At 53.6% G+C, this 20,331-nt stretch carries 18 protein-coding genes; 1 reads left to right on the forward strand and 17 read right to left on the reverse strand.

Annotation, left to right across the window (positions count from 1 at the left end; translation table 11 throughout):
• Window positions 1–2 precede the first annotated feature (2 nt).
• From OEL57_RS01800 to larB, 16 genes are all read right to left on the reverse strand, one after another.
• Window positions 3–1,220 (reverse strand): argininosuccinate synthase, encoded by a 1,218-nt coding sequence (locus tag OEL57_RS01800; protein ID WP_300736252.1) that lies wholly within the window; start codon window positions 1,218–1,220, stop codon window positions 3–5.
• A gap of 24 nt (window positions 1,221–1,244) precedes the next feature.
• Window positions 1,245–2,156 (reverse strand): ornithine carbamoyltransferase, encoded by a 912-nt coding sequence (gene argF, locus OEL57_RS01805; protein ID WP_300736255.1) that lies wholly within the window; start codon window positions 2,154–2,156, stop codon window positions 1,245–1,247.
• Window positions 2,153–3,352, reverse strand: coding sequence for an acetylornithine transaminase (locus OEL57_RS01810; protein WP_300736258.1), 1,200 nt, complete (start codon window positions 3,350–3,352; stop codon window positions 2,153–2,155). The genes argF and OEL57_RS01810 overlap by 4 nt, the downstream gene beginning before the upstream one ends.
• Complete coding sequence (argB, locus tag OEL57_RS01815; RefSeq protein ID WP_300736261.1) at window positions 3,349–4,227, reverse strand: acetylglutamate kinase; 879 nt, start codon at window positions 4,225–4,227, stop codon at window positions 3,349–3,351. Before argB ends, OEL57_RS01810 begins: the two co-directional genes overlap by 4 nt.
• A gap of 7 nt (window positions 4,228–4,234) precedes the next feature.
• Complete coding sequence (locus OEL57_RS01820) at window positions 4,235–5,332, reverse strand: sensor histidine kinase (RefSeq protein ID WP_300736264.1); 1,098 nt, start codon at window positions 5,330–5,332, stop codon at window positions 4,235–4,237.
• A 5-nt stretch (window positions 5,333–5,337) separates the two neighbouring features.
• A complete protein-coding gene (alaS, locus tag OEL57_RS01825; protein WP_300736267.1) occupies window positions 5,338–7,968 on the reverse strand; it encodes an alanine--tRNA ligase in 2,631 nt (876 codons plus the stop codon).
• Window positions 7,969–7,971: 3 nt separating this feature from the next.
• Complete coding sequence (locus tag OEL57_RS01830) at window positions 7,972–8,295, reverse strand: hypothetical protein (protein WP_300736270.1); 324 nt, start codon at window positions 8,293–8,295, stop codon at window positions 7,972–7,974.
• A gap of 8 nt (window positions 8,296–8,303) precedes the next feature.
• Window positions 8,304–10,253 carry a fibronectin type III domain-containing protein gene (locus tag OEL57_RS01835; RefSeq protein WP_300736273.1) on the reverse strand — a complete coding sequence of 650 codons (1,950 nt, stop codon included), beginning with the start codon at window positions 10,251–10,253 and terminating at the stop codon, window positions 8,304–8,306.
• Window positions 10,254–10,276: 23 nt separating this feature from the next.
• A complete protein-coding gene (locus tag OEL57_RS01840; protein WP_300736276.1) occupies window positions 10,277–12,259 on the reverse strand; it encodes a CsgG/HfaB family protein in 1,983 nt (660 codons plus the stop codon).
• Window positions 12,256–13,452, reverse strand: coding sequence for a flagellar assembly protein T N-terminal domain-containing protein (locus OEL57_RS01845; RefSeq protein ID WP_300736280.1), 1,197 nt, complete (start codon window positions 13,450–13,452; stop codon window positions 12,256–12,258). The genes OEL57_RS01840 and OEL57_RS01845 overlap by 4 nt, the downstream gene beginning before the upstream one ends.
• 52 nt (window positions 13,453–13,504) lie before the next feature.
• A complete protein-coding gene (locus tag OEL57_RS01850) occupies window positions 13,505–13,969 on the reverse strand; it encodes a regulatory protein RecX (protein WP_414718493.1) in 465 nt (154 codons plus the stop codon).
• Window positions 13,956–15,119 (reverse strand): type IV pilus twitching motility protein PilT, encoded by a 1,164-nt coding sequence (locus OEL57_RS01855; RefSeq protein WP_300736286.1) that lies wholly within the window; start codon window positions 15,117–15,119, stop codon window positions 13,956–13,958. Before OEL57_RS01855 ends, OEL57_RS01850 begins: the two co-directional genes overlap by 14 nt.
• A 24-nt stretch (window positions 15,120–15,143) precedes the next feature.
• Window positions 15,144–16,154 carry a recombinase RecA gene (recA, locus tag OEL57_RS01860; protein WP_300736289.1) on the reverse strand — a complete coding sequence of 337 codons (1,011 nt, stop codon included), beginning with the start codon at window positions 16,152–16,154 and terminating at the stop codon, window positions 15,144–15,146.
• Window positions 16,155–16,243: 89 nt separating this feature from the next.
• Window positions 16,244–16,732: a CinA family protein gene (locus OEL57_RS01865; RefSeq protein WP_414718494.1), complete on the reverse strand. Its 489-nt coding sequence runs from the start codon at window positions 16,730–16,732 to the stop codon at window positions 16,244–16,246.
• Entirely contained in the window at window positions 16,716–17,897 is a 1,182-nt protein-coding gene (gene larC, locus OEL57_RS01870; protein ID WP_300736292.1) for a nickel pincer cofactor biosynthesis protein LarC, read from the reverse strand. Before larC ends, OEL57_RS01865 begins: the two co-directional genes overlap by 17 nt.
• Before the next feature lie 2 nt (window positions 17,898–17,899).
• Complete coding sequence (larB, locus tag OEL57_RS01875; protein WP_300736300.1) at window positions 17,900–18,649, reverse strand: nickel pincer cofactor biosynthesis protein LarB; 750 nt, start codon at window positions 18,647–18,649, stop codon at window positions 17,900–17,902.
• 201 nt (window positions 18,650–18,850) lie between these two features.
• Here larB and OEL57_RS01880 point away from each other — a divergent pair, with 201 nt between their 5' ends.
• Entirely contained in the window at window positions 18,851–20,134 is a 1,284-nt protein-coding gene (locus OEL57_RS01880) for a 3-isopropylmalate dehydratase large subunit (RefSeq protein ID WP_300736295.1), read from the forward strand.
• Between the two features lies 1 nt (window position 20,135).
• On the opposite strand, the gene OEL57_RS01885 is transcribed toward OEL57_RS01880, so the two are convergent.
• Window positions 20,136–20,331 (reverse strand): FtsW/RodA/SpoVE family cell cycle protein (locus tag OEL57_RS01885; protein ID WP_300736297.1); only part of this gene is annotated, 196 nt, incomplete at its 5' end.

A 20,331-nucleotide genomic window follows, 5' to 3' on the forward strand; every position in this document is an offset into this window, starting at 1 on the left:
ACCTACTTCTTGCCCTGCATCAGGGAACGGATCCGCAAGCGCAGGGAGTTGATCTTGATAAAGCCTTCTGCATCAGCCTGATTGTAAACCTTGTCCTTCTCAAAGGTGGCAAAATCCAGGTTGAACAGCGAGTTGGTCTCGGACTTGCGGCCAACGGTGCGGCAATATCCCTTGTACAGCTTGACCCGTGCTACGCCGTTAACGGTCTTCTGTGATTCATCGATCAGGGTCTGCAGCATTTCACGCTCTGGCGAGAACCAGTAACCGGCATAGACCTGACGGGCATATTCTGGAATCAGCGAGTCACGGATCCGCATTACTTCACGGTCCATGGTGATCTGTTCAACAGCAGAGTGTGCTTCACGCAGGATGGTGCCGCCGGGGGTCTCATAAACGCCACGGGATTTCATACCAACCGAGCGGTTTTCCAGCAGGTCGACCCGGCCAACGCCATGCAGGCCACCAATGGTGTTCAGGTGAGCCAGCAGCTGGGCCGGTGTCATCCGCACACCGTCAACCGCCACGGCATTGCCCTGTTCAAACTCAATCTCAACATACTGAGCCTTGTTAGGAGCTTTTTCCGGCTTGCAGGTCAGCACATACATCTCTTCCGGTGCCTCAGCCCAAGTATCTTCCAGGATGCCACCTTCAAAGGAAATATGCAGCAGGTTGCGGTCTGAAGACCAGGGACGCTTCTTGGTGATTGGAATTGGAATATCGTTCTTTTTGGCATAGGCGATCAGCGCCTTACGGCTGTTCAGCTTCCAATCCCGCCAAGGAGCGATGACGGTAATGGAAGGGTCAAAATGGTAGTAGGCCAGTTCAAAACGGACCTGGTCATTACCCTTGCCAGTAGCACCGTGGGAAACCGCATCACAGCCTTCAATCCTGGCGATCTCCATCTGACGCTTGGCAATCAACGGACGGGCAATGGAGGTTCCCAGCAGGTAATGTCCCTCATAAATGGCGTTTGCCCGGAACATCGGATAGACAAAATCACGGACAAATTCTTCCTTCAGGTCATCAATATAAACGCTACTCGCACCGGTCTTAAGCGCCTTTTCACGCACCGGCTCCAGCTCGTCACCCTGCCCAAGATCTGCAGAGAATGTCACGATCTCTGCATCGTACTCATTCTTCAGCCATTTAAGGATGATGGAGGTATCCAGCCCGCCGGAGTAGGCCAGGACGATCTTTTTTACATCTTGTTTTTTTGCCATTGCGTGTCTCCTTAAAAATCTCTGTTATTTCATCAATGTGGCCATAATGGCCTTTTGGATATGTAATCTGTTTTCCGCTTCATCCCAGACAACCGATTGCTTCCCTTCAATCACGCTGTCGCTGATTTCCTCGCCACGGTGGGCAGGCAGGCAGTGCAGTACGACACTGTCAGGCTTGGCCGCTGCCAGCAATTCATCATTGACACAGTAACCCTGAAACGCGAATTCACGTTGTTTCTGCTCAGACTCCTGCCCCATACTGGCCCAGACATCGGTGTTGATCACATCAGCATCACGCACCGCCTCTTCAGGATCTTCAGTGATGGTAATTGAAGCAGTGCCTTGCTTCTGCGCCCAGTCCCAGACATGACGGTCCGGTTCATACCCCTGGGGGCAGGCCAGCGCCAGGTCAAACCCGAAGATGGCGGCAGCCTCGATCCAGGTATTGGCCATGTTATTACCGTCACCCACCCAGGCAAACTTACGTCCCTGATACCCACCTTTATGCTCGATCACGGTCTGAAGGTCTGCCATTATCTGACAGGGGTGAAACAGATCGGTCAGACCGTTAATCACCGGTACATCAGAGTAACGGGCAAACTCATCCACGATCTCCTGGCCAAAGGTACGGATCATCACACCATCACAGTAGCGTGCCATCACCCGGGCAGAATCCTTGATCGGTTCCCCCCGCCCCATCTGGGAATTGGCAGAAGAGATAAACAGGCCGTGGCCACCCAACTGATAGATACCCACCTCAAAGGAGATACGGGTACGGGTGGAGGCCTTTTCAAAGATCATGGCCAGGGTCTTGCCTTTCAGCAGGTGATGTTCAACACCGCTTTTCTGCTTGTGCTTCAGCTCTGCAGCCAGAGCCAGCATGGCATCAAGCTCCTGCCTTGAAAAATCGTGTAACGCCAGAAAGTGCCGCGTCATGCCTGTATCTCCTTAAAAATTCCATCCAGAATCTGAATCATCTGATTGACTTCCTGTTTGCTGACCGTCAGGGCAGGCACAAAACGCAAGACCGTATCATGGGTCACGTTCAACAACAGCCCCAGCTCATGTCCTCTTTTAACAATATCTCCACCAGGAATCGAGAGCGACATGCCGATCATTAGACCGATCCCCCGCACTTCCTTGACAAAGGGATACCTGCTCCCCAGCTTCTCCAGTTCACCATGCAGGTACTCACCCATTTCCTCTGCCCGGTTCAACAGTCCTTCTTCCAAAATAGCCCGCACCGTGGCTATGGCTGCGGCGGTCACCAACGGGTTGCCGCCAAAGGTGGAACCGTGGGTACCGGGGGTAAAGGAGGCAGCCACCTCATCCCGTGCCAGCATGGTGCCGATCGGTGCACCACCGGCCAGCGCCTTGGCCAGAGTCATGATGTCAGGGGTAATATCAAAATGCTCATAGGCAAACAGCTTGCCGGTCCGGCCCATCCCCACCTGCACCTCATCAAGAATCAGCAGCAGTTGATGACGGTCACACAGCTCACGCACCCCTTGCATGTATTCCACGGAAGGAATATTGATGCCACCCTCCCCTTGAATCGGTTCCAGCATGATTGCGCAGGTTTGAGGGGTAATGGCCGCCTCGAGGGCTGCCAGATCATTGAACGGCACATGGGCAAAGCCATGCAACAACGGATCAAAGAAGCGCTGCACCTTCTCTTGGCCAGTAGCAGAGACCGTGGCCATGGTACGGCCATGGAACGAGTCTGCAGCAGTGATAATCCCATAGCGCTCAGGATTATTGTGCTTCTCTCGGCTGTATTTACGGGCCAGCTTGATGGCCGCTTCATTGGCTTCAGCACCGCTATTACAGAAAAATGCCTTATCAGCAAAACTGTGGTTGCAGAGCAGTTCAGCCAGTTCAATTTGCTGAGGTATCTGGTAGTAGTTGGAACAATGGATCAGGGTTGCAGCCTGGTCCTGGATCGCCTTGACCACCTTGGGATGACAGTGGCCAAGATTGTTGACCGCCACGCCAGCCAGAAAATCCAGATATTCCTTGCCGTCGGCATCCCACAGGCGACACCCTTCACCCCTGACCGGTACAATCGGATACCGTCCGTAGGTCTTCATGATTACTTTATCAGAGCGTTCAACCCATTGCTGATTTGTCATTTGGTTATCTCCGTCCCGATACCAACATCCGTAAAGATCTCAAGCAGAACCGAATGCTCCATCCTTCCGTCAATGATATGGGCCTTCTTCACGCCGTCATTCAGTGCCTCGGCACAACAGACTACCTTCGGTATCATACCGCCGGTGATGGACTCATCTTCAATCAGGACATGCATCTGAGCGACACTGATTTTCTGGATCAGTTTTTTATCCTTGTCCAGCACACCAGGAGTGTCGGTCAACAGGATTAGTTTCTCCGCATTTAGTGCAGCAGCAACCCGTCCAGCCACCACATCGGCATTGATGTTGTAGCTTTCCCCTTCAAGCCCCACCCCTACCGGGGCAATCACCGGCAGATAACCACCCTGCTCCAGGGTCTTGATCAGGTCCGTATTAACCTTGACCACATCTCCCACATAGCCGATATCTATCTGTTCAACCGTGCCGTTCTCGGCCGTCACTTCCTGCAGCAGTTTTCTGGATAGCAGCAGACTGCCATCCTTGCCGCACAACCCGACCGCCTTGCCACCATGCTGGTTCAGGTAGCCAACCACCTCTTTATTAACCTGCCCCACCAGCACCATTTCAACCACCGACATGGTCTCACTATCAGTCACCCGCATACCACGCACAAATTCAGAGACGATCCCGTACCGTTTCAAGGTTTCATTGATCTGGGGACCACCGCCATGCACAATCACGGCGTTGATTCCCAGTGACTTGAGCATGATCACGTCAAGGGCAAACGACTCCTTCAACCGCTCATCTGACATGGCATGGCCGCCATACTTGATCACAAAGGTTTTACCGGCAAAACGCCTGATATATGGCAATGCCTCCATCAGATTATTAGCTTTTTCTATCAGATGCTTCACTGTATGGTTACTCCTCTAAACAGCTGAGATTAATGGCTACCGTTGTTCCCTGGCCTGGCTGACTACTCAGCGTAATTGAACCACCATGTTGCCTGATTATTTCCCGTACACAAAACAGGCCCAGACCAAAACCAGGCACCTGGCCCGTGGCATCCGGGTCAACCTGATAAAACCGTTCAAAGATCTTGGGCATTTCATCTTCAGCAATGCCACAACCAGTATCCCTGACGGTAATAGTAGCGTGCTGGTCGGCAGACGTAAGGCTAATTGCCACTGTGCCGCTGCTGGTAAACTTAAACGCGTTTTCAAGTAGCTGCTGCAACGCAAAAATAAGCCGGTCACGGTTACCACGCACTGCAGGGACAGCTGTCAGATCAAGCGTCAGTGAGACACCACTCTTTGCAGAGGCCCGCTCAACTGACTCTGCAGCACTTTTTACTACCTCAGCCAGATCACACCTGACCATGCCGCTACCCGGCGCCCCCAAGGCCTGATGCATACGAACCAGCGACGTCATCAAACCGGCCAGCGCACCCAGATCCTCCCGCATGGATACCAGCCGCAGGTGGCAGGCCTCTGTCTGATAGAGACGCGACGCATACCGTTCAAGCTCTTCAAGCCCCAGCGACAAGGAGGTCAAGGGAGTCTTCAGCTTGTGGGAAACAAGCGAGAGAAACGCACCTTTCAGGCTGTCAAGATACTGCATCGCAGCCAGCTCTTCCTTTAAAGCTCGCCTGCTCAGTGCTTTTTCAATTGCTGTCTGCAGGTGCAGCAGATTAACCGGCTTCTGGATAAAGTCATCGGCATCAGCCCGCAACGCCTCCAACACTGTCTCCTTGTCTCCAAAGCCGGTCATGACCAAAACCACCGCATTTGGATCTGCCTTTTTTATCTCTCGCAGCAGGTCAATTCCACTGCCACCGGGCATTTGGATATCAGTCAGAACCAGATCCACCATTTGGGCGGTATAGCAGTTAAGAGCGTCTTGAAGCGAGCCTGCCTGCAGGATCCGGTACTGCTTTAGTCCCTTACTGCAGAGGTCGCGGATAACCTGTTCATCATCCACCACCAGTATGGTAAGCTGCTTCCCGGAGCGATTTGGCATCAGCACTATCCCATGAGTCCGACTACTGCCGCCAGGGCTTCCGGCAATTTTTCAGGCTGGCTGCCACCGGCCTGAGCCAGCTCAGGCTTACCGCCACCCCGTCCACCAACAATCGGTGCCAATTTGCCTACCAGCTCACCGGCCTTGAAGCGACCGGTCAGATCTTTGGTTACCGTCACCAGCAGATTAGCCTTGCCATCCAGCTCTGCCCCCAGCGCAACGACACCTGATCCAAGCTTGTCACGCAACTGATCCGCCAGATCCCGTAGTGCCTTGATATCTGCCACTTGTACCTGCACCGCAAGCAGCTTGATCCCTGCCACATCCTGCGCCTGACTTAATAGATCACCGGACTGGGCAGCATTCAGTTTACCTTGCAGCGCCTCAACCTCCCGCTGCAGTTCACGCTGACGCTCAACCAGCTTTTCAACACGATCAACCAGCTTGCTGCTGTCTGCTTTGAGCAGCTCAGCCACGGCCTGACGTTCACCCTCCAGGCGACGGACAAACCTCAAGGCATTAAATCCAGTGGCGCCTTCAATCCGACGCACCCCAGCAGCGATACCGCCTTCGGACAGGATCTTGAACAGACCGATATCGCCAGCTGCCCGCACATGGGTACCTCCACACAGCTCGGCACTTACCTCGCCAATCCGCACGACCCGTACGGTGCTACCATATTTTTCATCAAACAATGCCGTGGCACCGCTCTCTACAGCTTCCTGCATACCCATTTCACGAATATTCAGATCAGCATTTTCCATGATCCAGCCATTCACCAGATTCTCTACCTGCTGCTGTTCTTCACACGTCATACCGGTAAAATGGGTAAAGTCAAACCGGAGCCGATCAGGTTCAACCAACGATCCTGCCTGCTTGATATGCTCACCCAGCACCTTGCGCAAGGCAGCTTGCAGCAGGTGGGTTGCTGAATGGTTACGGGCAGTTGCACGTCGCCCTGCAGTATCAACGGTCAGATTAACGGCATCTCCGGTCTTGAGAGCCCCCTCTTTAACCAGTACATGATGCACCACCAGATCCGTGAAAGGCCGGGAGGTTGCCAGTACTTCAAGATGAGCACTTCCGGAGGAGATCAGACCGGTGTCGCCAGCCTGACCGCCAGACTCTCCGTAAAACGGGCTGGTTTCACAGATCAGATCAATCTTGTCTCCGGCTGTTGCTGACTGCACCTTACTCCCATCGCGCAGTAGTGCTGTAACCGGCGAAAAGGCCGTCAGACTGCCGTAGCCGACAAAGTTGGTACGCAGGCCGTGGTTATGCAGCTCCTTATAGACATCGGCAATACCGGCGGCCCCGGAACCCTTCCAATGCTCACGCCCCAGTTCCCGCTGATGCTCCATACAGGCCTCAAAGCCCGGTTCATCCACGCTAAAGCCTTCAGCCCGTACAATATCCTCAGTCAGGTCAACCGGGAAACCAAAGGTGTCATACAGCTTGAACAGGGTCTCACCCGGAATGACCGAACTACCGCTGGCACGCAGACTGGCGACCTCTTCATTCAGAATCGCCAGGCCACGGTCAAGGGTTTCGTTAAAACGTTCTTCCTCGGCCAGCACAACCTTGCGGATATAGGCCTCACGCTCGGCAAGCTCCGGGTAGGCATTGCCCATCATCTCCCGAACCGCATCCACCATCTTGCACAGCAGAGGCTCTGCCACACCCAACATCTTGGCATGGCGGGCTGCCCGACGCATGATACGGCGCAACACGTAGCCACGGCCTTCGTTGCTGGGCAGGGCTCCATCGCAGATCAGGAAGGTCACTGCCCGGCAGTGGTCGGCAATCACCCGCATTGAAACGCTATCCTTCTCATCGTCACCGTACTTTTTGCCGCTATGACGCTCAATATGACGAATGATCCCCTGTAGCAGATCAGTATCATAGTTAGAGCGCGCCCCCTGCATCACGGTGGTAATCCGCTCCAGTCCCATGCCGGTATCCACAGCCGGCTTGGGCAGCGGATGCAGCACGCCATCCGCAGTGCGGTTAAACTGCATAAAGACATTGTTCCAGATCTCCATGTAGCGATCGCAATCGCAACCCACGGCACAGTCCGGTGAGCCACAGCCCACCTCCGGGCCATTGTCCCAGAAGATCTCGGTGCAGGGGCCACAGGGACCGGTGTCGCCCATGGACCAGAAGTTATCCTTTTCACCGAAACGGTAGATCCGGTCGCGTGGCACCCCTTCCTGCTGATGCCAGATATCGGCCGCCTCATCATCATCGGTATAGACGGTCACATACAGACGACTGGTATCCAGTCCCAGATCCTTGGTCAGGAACTCCCAGGCAAAGGAGATCGCCTCTTTCTTGAAATAATCCCCAAAGGAAAAGTTACCCAGCATCTCAAAAAAGGTATGGTGCCTTGCTGTCCGCCCCACGTTTTCCAGGTCATTGTGCTTGCCACCGGCCCGTACACACTTCTGAGAAGATGCGGCCCGGTAATAACCACGGTCCTCCATCCCCAGGAAGCAGTCTTTAAACTGATTCATACCGGCATTGGTAAACATCAGGGTCGGATCATTCTGGGGAATCAGCCCTGAACTACCCACCACAACATGTCCCCGATCCTCAAAATACTTCAAAAAACGTGCGCGAATTTCATTACCGGTCATGTACTATTTTCCTTCCTGAACTGATCGACGTTTATCAGCTGACGGCAGGTCAGTGGGCAGCCAGGTTTCAATATAGCGGCCATTTTCGTCGATTTTATTAATATAGCGTTTCACCTCACCGGTCTGGGTATCCAGTAAAAACACGGCCTGATGAACATAGGTTTCCTTACGTTTCAGGTCAAAGGTGGTATAGCTGCCCTGAAATAGAGAAAAACGCCCTGGTTCGTGGCTTGGAGCAGCTACAGCCTTGACCGGATTGGTTAAAGCCACACACGATACAATCAGCAGGGCCAGACACACACCAGCAATTCTAGCAGATCGTTGCATGCTACCTCCTATTCAACCACCAACACTTCTGAAGGTTCACTTTCCAGGCCATCCAGATCCTCTGCCGTCACATACAGTTCCAGCTTTCCTGTCTCAGTCGTACGCCATTCAGTCGTTTCAACGGCTAGTAACCTCTGCCAGCCCATCAAACCCTTCCTGTAGATTTGATAGCGCTTGATATCAGTTTCTGTAGCCTTTTGCCAACTAACAAGGCGAGTTGCTTTGTCTTTCAACTGCAGTCCTGCAATTTTCTTTGGCAACGCCTTCGTGGTGGCGTTAGCTCGAGAACTCAAGGGGCTGATTGCACCACCGGCATTAAAAGCAGCAATAACGTATGAGTAGGCCGTAGCATCCTTAAGCGGCTCTTCACCATCACGATAGGAACGGATATCAAGTGCCAGCGTTGCTATCTTGGTTAATTTTTCTTGCCCCGGCTCACCACGATACAGATAAAAACCACTCAACTCATCATCAGTCGCTGAACTGGACTCCCAGGTGAGAGTCACCCGACGAGGTTCACCTTGAGCTGCAGACAGCTTGAGTGGTGTTGGCGGCAGTCCCCGTGTTACCGCAGAGACTTCGCTTGATGCCCCTCCTGTTCCCTGCTCCTTGCTGATTGCAACAACTCTATACCAATACATTGTCTTATCAGCCAACCCTGTATCCAGATAGCTGGTCATCAAGCGGTCAGTGACCGTTGCCAGCTCCTGGTAAGGTCCTTCCTTGCTAATGGCTCGCTGCAGCCGGTAGCCACTCACGCCGGCAAAAGGATGGGCCTGCCAGCTCAGTGGGATACGCCGGACTTTACCGCTTACTGCAGTCAGACCGCTGGTTGCTGCCGGTGTTGTCAGCGAGAGCTGGACTGATTGTTCACTTTCTGCGCCAGCCTGATTATAGGCGGTCATGGTGTACAGATAGGTGACGCCATCCTGCAACCCCTGATCACGGAAACCAGGCTGGTCATCTGCAACCCTGACAATTGGCACAAACTCTTTTTCTGCTGTTGAACGCCGGTAGATCCGTACACCTTTTGGTAGGGTCCGTTCATCAGCTCCGCCACAAGGACGTTGTCGCCAGCTCAGAACAGCTCCACCAAGAACAGGTTCAACATTCATGAAGATCGGAACAGCCGGGGCAACCGAGGTGGCCCCACGTACAACAGCAGTCGCTTCACTCACCATCCCGCCATGCCCTACCGCGGTCACCCGATAGTAGTAAGTCTCGTTCAGTCGCAACTGTTCGTCATTATAGACAGGCTCGGTCACCGTACCAACAGCACTAAACGGACCATGCGGATCATTGCCCCGCACAACCATGTAGCCGACAATACGCTCCGGCTCAGGGTGTTTCCAACGCAGGCGGATCGCATTGGTTGAACCTATTGTTTCAAGAGCTGCAGCAGGTGCAAGCGGCTTGGTTGCTATCGCCGCTGATGTACTATCAATGGCTCCCTGAGATGCTTGTCGAATTCTCAAGGCAAGCTCCTGTAGCAACCGTGGAATCTCCCCCTCACTCACCTGCAGTTTTTCCGAAAAAACCACCCGTTGCCCACGCAGACTGAGTACACTGAGCTCCATCAACATCCCTTGTGGCTGGGTAGCCACACTGCCGCTGACAAGAAATTCAACACCCATACGAGTCCCCAACCGTTGCAACTCTGCGCTGGAAAGTGAGTCAGACCTAACGCCTTCCAGATCCATGGCAGCTTCAAGACGCTTACGTTCTGCAACCTCAAAAGAGCCGCTGCGTTCCAGCTCATTAAGCAATACCGTGGTTAGATATTCGGTAACCCCCATGGCCTCAATTGTTCTGGCTACAAACGGCACACAGCCCAGCTTCGACTTCAGCCGCTGCTCTGCCGCCTCCACCGGCTGTACCTGCGTGCAAAGCAAACCCACAACAGCAAGCCAGAGTAGGACATACGCAAATGATTGTTTGATGGTGTTAGCGGCTTCCATGCCTTTATTCTCCACGATCTAAGCTAAGGCCGCTCAAGAGCCTGCAGATGCTGCTCAATACCTGTTTTGGCCTGGACAGTTACCTGACTGGCAACATGCTTCAGCTCTTCCGAAACGATGGCATCCATATACCGCTCTACCACCTGATCTCCGCCACCCTTCTTGCTTAACAGCTCAGCTGCTTGCAGGTAGCTGGCCTGACGGTTCTGAAAGCGCGTAAGTACCAGGCGTCCCAGCTCTGCGATTCCCTCATCAACGGCCTTCTCTAGCAAGACGGCATCGGATGGTAGCTCCATGGGATCAAAGGAGATATTGGCAAACTCAACACCTTCAGAAAATTTATCCTCTGCTTCTTTACGGCTCTTGATCGTGGTGGTAATCACGACTTCCCCTGACTCCACATCTATCACCCGGAATGAGAGCGCCACGTTGGCAGTTTTCCTGTGGGTACCCACCTTGTATTTCACCGTCTCACGGATCTCTTCCTTCATCAATGCCGGCGGGGCAAGTGCCATCTCCCCCTCATTGGGAGAGGGATGGCTTAAGAGCCAACTCTGGTATGCCGGATTGGGCACCTGCTTGGTGGCTACCACTACGTTGACCATCTTGGAACCTTCTTCAGCACTTTTCTCCACGTTGTACTGCAACACACTACCGAAGATAAAAATATCGGTTCCCTTTAGTTTACCGGTCTTTTTAGCGCTTTCAATATCATAGAGACCAGCTTGACCAAACTCGATCTCCTTGATGATGGCCCCCAGCACGTCCCTGGCCAGAATTTTGACATCACTGCTGGCATTTCTAGTCATATAGGAAAGCAGGCTGTCAGTCACCAGTTTACCGGCATCGGTACTATTCGTTGGGGGTGAAAAATCCATGACCGCAATTTTTTTAACTACCCGCTGACGCAGTCTATCCTTTAGTGTCTGTAACCGCTGCTGACTTTCCCGATCACCACCATTCAACCGGATCGACAGGTCAAGCCAGTACCAGGCATTACCCAACAGGCCGCCAGCCTCCAGTTCCTGAGATTTTGCAGCCATATCAGCAGCAAGCTGCTTACGCAGGTCTGTCGCTTCTGCCTCTTTCATGAAGGCAGGAGAAAACTGCCCCCCTGCCTGTAGCGACAGATAGGCAGTGTAAAACTGTTTCTTGCTAGTCTGCACCAGCCCGTGTTGCAACATCTTCTGAGCGCCCTGGCGCCGCAGTTCCGTCATTTTAGCCTGCAACGCCTGATCCGGATTCAGCAGCTCTGCCTTACGGAGACAATCTGCAGCCTGGAGCCACTTCTCCTGCTTGGCACTCTGTTCCGCTTTCGTGAACCAGACACTGGCGGTGTTTTTAGCCTTGGCATCCTTCAGTAGCCCTGCTATCTGCTGATTAGCAGGTTGAATTGCCAGTGCCTGTTCCAGGTTCACAATCATCCCATCCAGATCATCAGCTGCCCGAAGCTGTTCAGCCTGTTTCAGGTAGAAGCCTAATGCAGCGCTCTCGGTCTGGGGTAACTTGATGATAAGATCCAGATAGCCTGGATAAAACTGGCGAATCTCTCGCAGCTTGGTCACTGCAGTTGGCCAGTCTTTCAGCTCTGCTGCCTTTACTGATGCGGCATAGGACTGCTCTGCCCGCTTCAGTAACGCGTCCATCTGCGATTTAACGGTTCCAGCCAGTACCTTGGCCTCGCTGTTACCCGGATCAGCCTTCTGTGCCTTGTCAACATCCATTTGTGCGGTTCGCAACTGTTCATAGGTAATCTCAGCAATCTGCAGCCGTTTACGCCCCTGCTCAACAAAACGTGCGGCAGCACCAGACCGGGCACTGGCGAGTATTACACGATATTCCTGATTGTCCTGTTCTTTGGTGATGGCATCCTCATAGAGGGTAATCGCTTCATCAACCCGCCCTTGGCGCTCCAACTGTCGGCCAAGTTCAAAGCTTTCCTTGCCGGGATTGTTGCACCCTGCAAGCAACACCACTATGCCAAGCACCAATAATATCCGTTTCATTTTACGCGCCCTCCTTTAATGGGGTGCCCCTGCCACTTGGCCTGTACCTGCCCCGCTGAATAGCCGATAATTTTCAAGGAAGCCCGCTCAAACCCCACTGCAGCCAGCCCGTCAATTACGTCGCTGAAACCACCTGTTACATCAAGATCCAGACGAAGCTGCTGATCCCGATAGCCACGGTCATGCACCTCTTCAATCTGATCCACCTGCTCCTTCAAGGCATCCTGCAGACGACGGATATCTGCCTGAGGAATCATACTCACCGTCATACGCAATGTTCTCAAGCCGCTCAGCCGCTTGGTCCAGGCAGCAACCATCTGCCGCTGCAGCCCGACGCTCAACTCATCTGCCGCCTTTTCAAAGGCCTCGTTGGTTGCGGTTGCCGGATTAACATGCAGGGCCTGCTGCGTTGCCGTCTCAGTAGCCAGCAGCTCCCCGCTGTCCACCTCAATAGCACGGCAGGTAACCGTAACCTGAACCGGGCGCAGGTTGGTACCACTTAAGGCAGAGGTTGACCGGCCAGTGGCACGGCCGACAATCACAATTTCAGCCCCACCGGCGGCAGCAGCACGAACCACCGCATCAGTATGATCAGCCTGATTTTTGACGAGCTCATGTTGCACCGCCAGCATGGCCTGACGATCAACCATGGCATAGCCCCGTTTGCCCAGACTCGAAAGCAGTCTGTTCTCCACCACGCCGCCCGGAATAGGGTTACCAAAACCGTTCTGCTCCATTACCACCACTGCAATCCGTGGTTTTCCCATTTTCTTGATCAGCAGCCCGGCATTATCCAGACCCTGCTCCAGTTTGTGGCGGGAAACCGAGGCAAAAACGGTAAGACGATAGGCATCTGCCTCAACCTTCTCGCCGACAATACGGTACGTCTTGATGAATCCTCGACTTTTAGAAAATATCTTATCATTCAGCAGCTCCGAGTCCTTGACCACGGTCTTCGACTCAAGCGCCACCCCGACGACCTGCTCAACAGCTCGCCTGAAGGCATTCTGCAAGGCTGCTTCCCGGGCCTGATCCTTACGCCCGCCGACAATGGTGGCATACCCTTCAACTTCAATGCTGCCACCGGACTGATCTGCAACAGCCAGCCCTACCGGCAGAACCAGCAGCAAAAACAGCATGATACACCACCCTGCCAATACAGCAGCTACGGATTGGACTGTTTTAGCTTTCACTGGTCTCCTCCTTTTCTTCCAGCCTATCTAAGTAGGTGCATTGGAAGCAGATCTATCTTTCCAGCAGCTGACGTACCACATCACCACGATAGCCCCTCCGCTGCAGAAATCCGGCTATCCGTCGTCGCTGACGATCATCTGCCTCCTGCGGATTAAAGGCAGCATAACGCCGCTCAATCAACTCTCTGGCTTGCGCAAGCTCATCACCGTCATCAGGAACATTACGTAGCACTTGATCAATCAGTTCAGGTGCTACTCCCCGGCGACGCAGTTCCTGCCGCAACCGGTAGCCCACATACCGCCCGCTTTGCCTGGCTGCAGCAACAAAACGTTCAGCGTAACGTTGATCATCCAGGTAGCCTTCAGAAATCAGCCGCTCAACAGCCTGGTGCGCCACTTCAGCAGAAAACCTTTTCATCTGCAATTTTCGCCTTAAGGCAGCACAGGTGTAATCCTGTCCAGTCAGCAGCCTGAGCGCTGCCAGATAGCAGTCGCCTGGTTGACTAGAACCGGTCAACGTTAATTTTTTCCTCGCTCAGCACCTCTTCAAGCTTCTCTTCCTTATGGTCAAAGTTATCCCAGGTTGCATCAGAGGTAGATGAAATACCGGACACCTTGAGGGCAAAGTCATCCGGGTTGGAACTCTGACGTAGCGCCTCTTCGTAGGTGATCAGCTTTGAAGTAAACAGCTTCATCAAGGACTGGTCAAAGGTCTGCATGCCGTAAGAGACAAAGCCCTGGGCAATGGCATCCTTGATCTGTTTGGTCTTGTCCTTGTCGTCAATGCACTCTTTGACCCGGGCCGTTCCCAGCAGCACTTCAACTGCAGGCACCCGCCCCTTGCCATCAGCCCGTGGCACCAACCGCTGAGAGATAATCCCCTTGATGATACTGGCCATCTGAATCCGTACCTGCCGCTGGTGATACGGCGGAAAGACCGAGATGATCCGGTTGATGGTCTCCGGCGCATCCATGGTGTGCAGGGTGGACATAACCAGGTGGCCGGTCTCGGCTGCGGTCATGGCGGTTTCAATGGTCTCGTAATCCCGCATCTCACCCACCAGGATAACGTCCGGGTCCTGACGCAGGGCACCTTTCAGCGCACTTGAGAAGGTCGGTGTATCGGTACCCACCTCCCGCTGGCTGATGATACACTTGTTGTCCCGATGCAGAAACTCCACCGGATCCTCAATGGTGATGATATTACTGGTCCGGTTGTTGTTGATTTCATTGATCATTGCAGCCAGGGTGGATGACTTACCGGAACCAGTGGTGCCAGTCACCAGAATCAAGCCACGCTCTTCTGCACAGAGTTTTTTCAACACCGGAGGCAGGTTCAGCTCCTCCATAGTAGGGATCTTCATTGAGATCGCCCGGAAGACCAGTGCAATGGTCCCACGCTGTCGATAGCAGGCCACCCGAAAACGCCCCAGACCCGGCACCGCATAGGCCATATCCACCTCAGAGTTTTCCTCAAAAATCCTCCGTTGGCGGTCATTCATCATCATGTTGGCAATACTGGCAACCACATCAGGCCCAAGCCGTTGGGCATTGGGAATCGGGTGTAGCTTGCCGTCAATCCGGACAATGGGCGGCAGGCCGGTCTTGATATGGACGTCTGATCCACGGGCCTTGACAGCAATGGTAAGAATTTCGTTCAGCTCCACGGGGTACCTCCGAAGTCCTGCTCGTTATTCAGCTTTTTCTTCCTTTACTGTCGGCTTGATCAGTTCCATCAGCTTGGCTTCGATCTCGGCCAGCATGACCGGATTTTCTTTCAGGAACTGACGTGAGTTCTCCCGGCCTTGCCCGATCCGTTCTTTGTTATAGGAGAACCAGGCGCCGCTCTTGTCAACGATATTACGGTCAACCGCCAGATCCAGCACATCGCCGGTGCGGGAGATCCCTTCGCCATACAGGATATCAAATTCTGCCTCTTTGAAGGGAGGAGCCACCTTGTTTTTGACCACCTTAACCCTGGTACGGGAACCGATTACCTGATCCCCCTGTTTGAGGGTAGCAATCTTGCGGATATCCAGGCGAACCGAGGCATAAAACTTCAGTGCATTACCACCGGTGGTGGTCTCAGGGTTACCAAACATCACCCCGATCTTCATCCTGATCTGGTTAATAAAAATCACACAGCAATTAGATTTGGAAATGATGCCGGTCAGCTTACGCAATGCCTGGGACATCAAACGGGCCTGGAGGCCAACGTGAGAATCACCCATTTCGCCTTCAATCTCAGCCTTGGGTACCAAAGCCGCCACTGAATCGATCACCAGTATATCGATGGCACCACTACGCACCAGTGTCTCAGCAATCTCCAGGGCCTGTTCACCGGTATCGGGTTGTGAAACCAGCAGATCATCGGTACGCACCCCCAGTTTGCGGGCATAGCCAACATCCAGCGCATGTTCGGCATCTACAAACGCGGCGATACCACCGGTTTTTTGGGCCTCAGCCACAATATGCAAGGCCAGGGTCGTTTTACCGGAGGATTCAGGGCCATAGATCTCAATCACTCGGCCACGGGGTACACCACCCACCCCCAGAGCCAGGTCAAGGGAGATAGCTCCGGTGGAGATCGACTCAACACCGGGCAATGCCTCATCATTACCGAGGCGCATGATGGCACCTTTACCGAACTGTTTTTCAATCTGGGAAAGAGCCAACTCTATAGCCTTATTCTTATCACTCACAGGAGTACCTCCTTGGTACGGAAAAAATTGGAAATAGTTGCGAAACGTACCACATCAAAACAACCAGCGGCAAGCTAATTTGGGCTGATTCAGGCCGTTTCAGGCATCGTAAGTCGCTTTTTCAGCATTAAAAGCCCCATTTCTACCGTCTGTTCCCGCACAGCAGCACGATCGCCATCAAATTGGCACCGAACAACCTCACAGCCATCCTGATCAGCAAGGGCGATATAGACCGTACCGACCGGCTTTTCGCTGGTGCCGCCATCCGGTCCGGCAATACCGGTTACTGCCAAAGACAAACCACTACCAATTGCCTTGCATGCTCCCTCAGCCATGGCCCGGACAACCGGTTCACTTACTGCCCCGTACATGGCCAGCATCGGCTCAGGAACATCCAGAAGCTTCATCTTAACCTCATTGGAATAGGCCACAACACCACCCCTGAACCAGGCAGAACAACCCGCGATATCTGTCACCCGTGCTGCAATCATCCCGCCGGTACAGGATTCAGCCAAAGCAAGAGTCAGTCCAGAGGTATGAAACAGTGCTGCCAGCTCCTGATCAACAACCATGTTCATACTCCCTGCTGACAATCTGCTGCACCTCACGCAAAGCCAGACCCCGTTCCCGGGCGATCCTGCAGCAATCATCATATTCAGGCTTACTGCCATACTGGCTGACCTTGAACCTTACGACACCCAACGAGGTCTGATACTCCTCAATCCGTCGCTGCTGCACCAGACGCTGTATCTGCTGCACCCGCATCCCCAGAGTACCAGTCTCTTGCATCACCAGTTGCGCCATCTGTTCTTTTTGGTCAAGACGACAGAGCAATGACAACATCACACCCGGCCGCTGTTTTTTCATCTGGATCGGCGTATGCCAGACATCCAGCGCCCCGGCTGCAAACAGTTGTTCCATGGTGTAGCCCAGCTGTTCAGGGGTCACATCATCCAGGTTGCAGCTCAGCTCAGCGATAGCCTCATGATCAAGCTGCTCCGACAACTCGCCCAGAAAACCGCGCAGGATATTGGGGCAATCTTCAAAATCTTTGCTTCCGGCTCCATGCCCAATCGTTGAGACTGTCATCTCCGGCATGTTCTTAACCGGATCTGCCAAGGCAGCCAGTATAGCCGCACCGGTGGGAGTTACGCGCTCACCGGTACCGCACTTGTTATGGACTGCCAGGCCTTTCAGTAACTCAGCCGTTGCAGGTGCTGGCACCGGCAGACGGCCATGGGCTGTCTCCACAAAGCCGCCCCCCAGCGGCACTGCAGAGCAATAAACGTTATCCACCTTCAGCCAGTCCAGGGCAATCGCCGTTCCCATGATATCCACGATGCTGTCCACCGCTCCCACTTCATGGAACCGCACCTGATCCACAGCTACCTGATGGGCCTGCGCCTCAGCTTCAGCCAGCCGCAGGAATATTCGCTGTGCCAGCTCTTTGACGTTTACACTCAGATCACTGTCAGCGATCATCTGTCTGATATCGGCATAGCTCCGGTGGTGGTGTCCGTGACCATGGTGCTGGTGTTCATGGGGTAGCTGAACGGTGAAATGCCTGCCGGTCATGCCGCCACGCAGAACCTGTTCTTCAACTAGATTAAAGGCATCTTCCGGTAGGCCAAGCTTGCCCAGCTCACCCTTCAGATAGGCCAACGGCACACCCATGTCCAGCAAGGCAGCCACCGTCATATCACCGGCAATACCGGCAGTAGCATCAAGGTACAAAACAGACATACTTAGTTCCTGTTCATCAGACTGGCAGCACAGGCAGCTCCAAAGCCGTTATCAATATTCACTACGGTGACTCCACTGGCGCAGGAGTTAAGCATTCCCAGCAACGCGGCAATGCCACCAAAGGACGCACCGTACCCCACTGAGGTAGGCACTGCAATCACCGGCCGATCTACCAGCCCACCCACCACCGATGGTAAGGCGCCCTCCATCCCTGCCACCACAATCAATACGGTTGCCGAGCGTAACAGCTCCATACGGGACAACAGCCGATGAATCCCTGCCACCCCGACATCACAGAGCAGTTCTGCGTGATTACCCATGAAACGAGCGGTTACCAGGGCCTCACTGGCCACCGGCAGATCCGACGTACCGGCTGCGACGACCAGGATGGTACCCCGCCCCTGTTCCTGCTTTGCTGTCGTATCAAGGGTCATACAACGTGCCTCGGTATGATAAAAGGCCTTGGGAAAAGCAGCCAGCAGCTCAACTGCCCGGGTCTCATCCAGCCTGGTCACCAGCACATTACTGCCACGGCTACTGATTGACTCCATGATCATGGCAATCTGCTCTACGGTCTTACCCTGACCAAAAATAATCTCTGGCTGACCTTGGCGCAAACCGCGGTGATGATCAACCTGAGCAAATCCCAGATCTTCAAACGGAAGGTGGCGTAACTGCTCCACACCTTGTTCAGGCGTTGTCTCACCTGTTGCAATCGCCTGCAAGAGCGTTTGTAACTCTTCTTCGCCCATATTTATCACTCCATCCTTTACCGCTGATTTCCGCATACAGTTTTCTTATACCATCATCCTGCCAATTTGCCATTATACAGTTCTTCAAAAACCGGTTTATTGATACGAAAACAGGGTGTTATCACACCAAAGCAGTAGACTTACCAGCCACTTTCTGCTACATCTGTCCAACCTGAAACATCGGAAAGGAAGGACTGAAGAATGGGTAAGACCACTGCAGAAAAGATTTTTGCCGCCCACCTGGTGGATGAGCCGTTCAGCGGCACCAAGGTGCTGAAGCTGGATGTGGTACTCTGCCACGAAATTACTACCCCGATTGCCATTGACGATCTGATCGCACGAGGTAAAGACCGCGTCTTTGACCCCACTAAAATCAAGGCTGTTATTGACCATGTCACCCCGTCCAAGGACTCAAAGACCGCCACACAGGCCAAGATTTTACGGGACTGGGCCCGTCGTCAAAACATTAAAGACTTCTTTGATGTCGGCGCCAATGGTGTTTGCCATGCCCTGTTTCCTGAAAAAGGCTTTATCCGTCCCGGCAACACGGTCATCATGGGTGATTCCCACACCTGTACCCACGGTGCTTTTGGGGCCTTTGCCGCCGGTGTAGGTACCACTGACCTTGAGGTTGGCATCCTGAAAGGAGTCTGTGCCTTTCGTGAACCAAAATCAATCCGTGTTAATGTCAATGGCCAGCTTCCTAAAGGGGTGTATGCCAAGGACGTGATACTGACCATTATCGGTAAGATCGGCGTCAATGGCGCCACTGACCGGGTGATTGAGTTTTGCGGCTCCACCATAGATGCCATGACCATGGAATCCCGCATGACGCTGTGTAATATGGCCATTGAGGCTGGCGGCACCTCAGGCATCTGTATGCCTGACATGACCACCGTTGACTACCTCTGGTCGTTTATTCAGGATGAGTTTTCCTCTAAAGAGGCTGCGCTGGCTGACTACCAGAAGTGGTGTTCAGATGCGGATGCCATCTATGAGCAGACCATTGAGATTGATGCGGCATCCCTGGTACCGGTTGCCACCTTCAACTTCAAACCTGATCAGGTTAAAGCGGTAACTGAGTTCAGCAATAACAAGGTTGATCAGGTATACCTCGGCTCCTGCACCAACGGTCGTCTTGAGGACCTGCGGGTTGCAGCCCAGATCCTGAAGGGTAAGAAGCTGGCAGAAAACGTACGTGGCATTCTTTCTCCTGCCACCCCCAAGATCTATCGCGATGCCATGAAGGAAGGCTTGATTGATATCTTCCTGGATGCCGGCTTCTGCGTCACCAACTCCACCTGTGGCGCCTGCCTGGGGATGAGCAACGGCGTACTGGCAGATGGTGAGGTCTGCGCTTCTACCACCAACCGTAACTTTAACGGCCGGATGGGCAAAGGCGGCATGGTACACCTGATGTCACCGGCAACGGCTGCGGCCACCGCCATTGAGGGCAAGATTGCTGACCCTCGCAAGTATCTCTAGTTCATTTATTCGACAAGGAGCTTTCCATGAAAACTTTTGGCGGGCCGGTTCTGTTTCTGGAGAGCATCCTGTTCTTGTGAATGCTCATGAGGATGCGGATGCCGAGGAACAGCGTCACCAGCGCCGTGCCGCCGTAGCTGACGAAGGGCAGCGGCACGCCCACCACCGGCAGCAGCCCGCTGACCATGCCCATGTTC

The sequence above is a fragment of the Trichlorobacter sp. genome (genome assembly GCF_030247655.1).
Lineage (GTDB): Bacteria > Desulfobacterota > Desulfuromonadia > Geobacterales > Pseudopelobacteraceae > Trichlorobacter.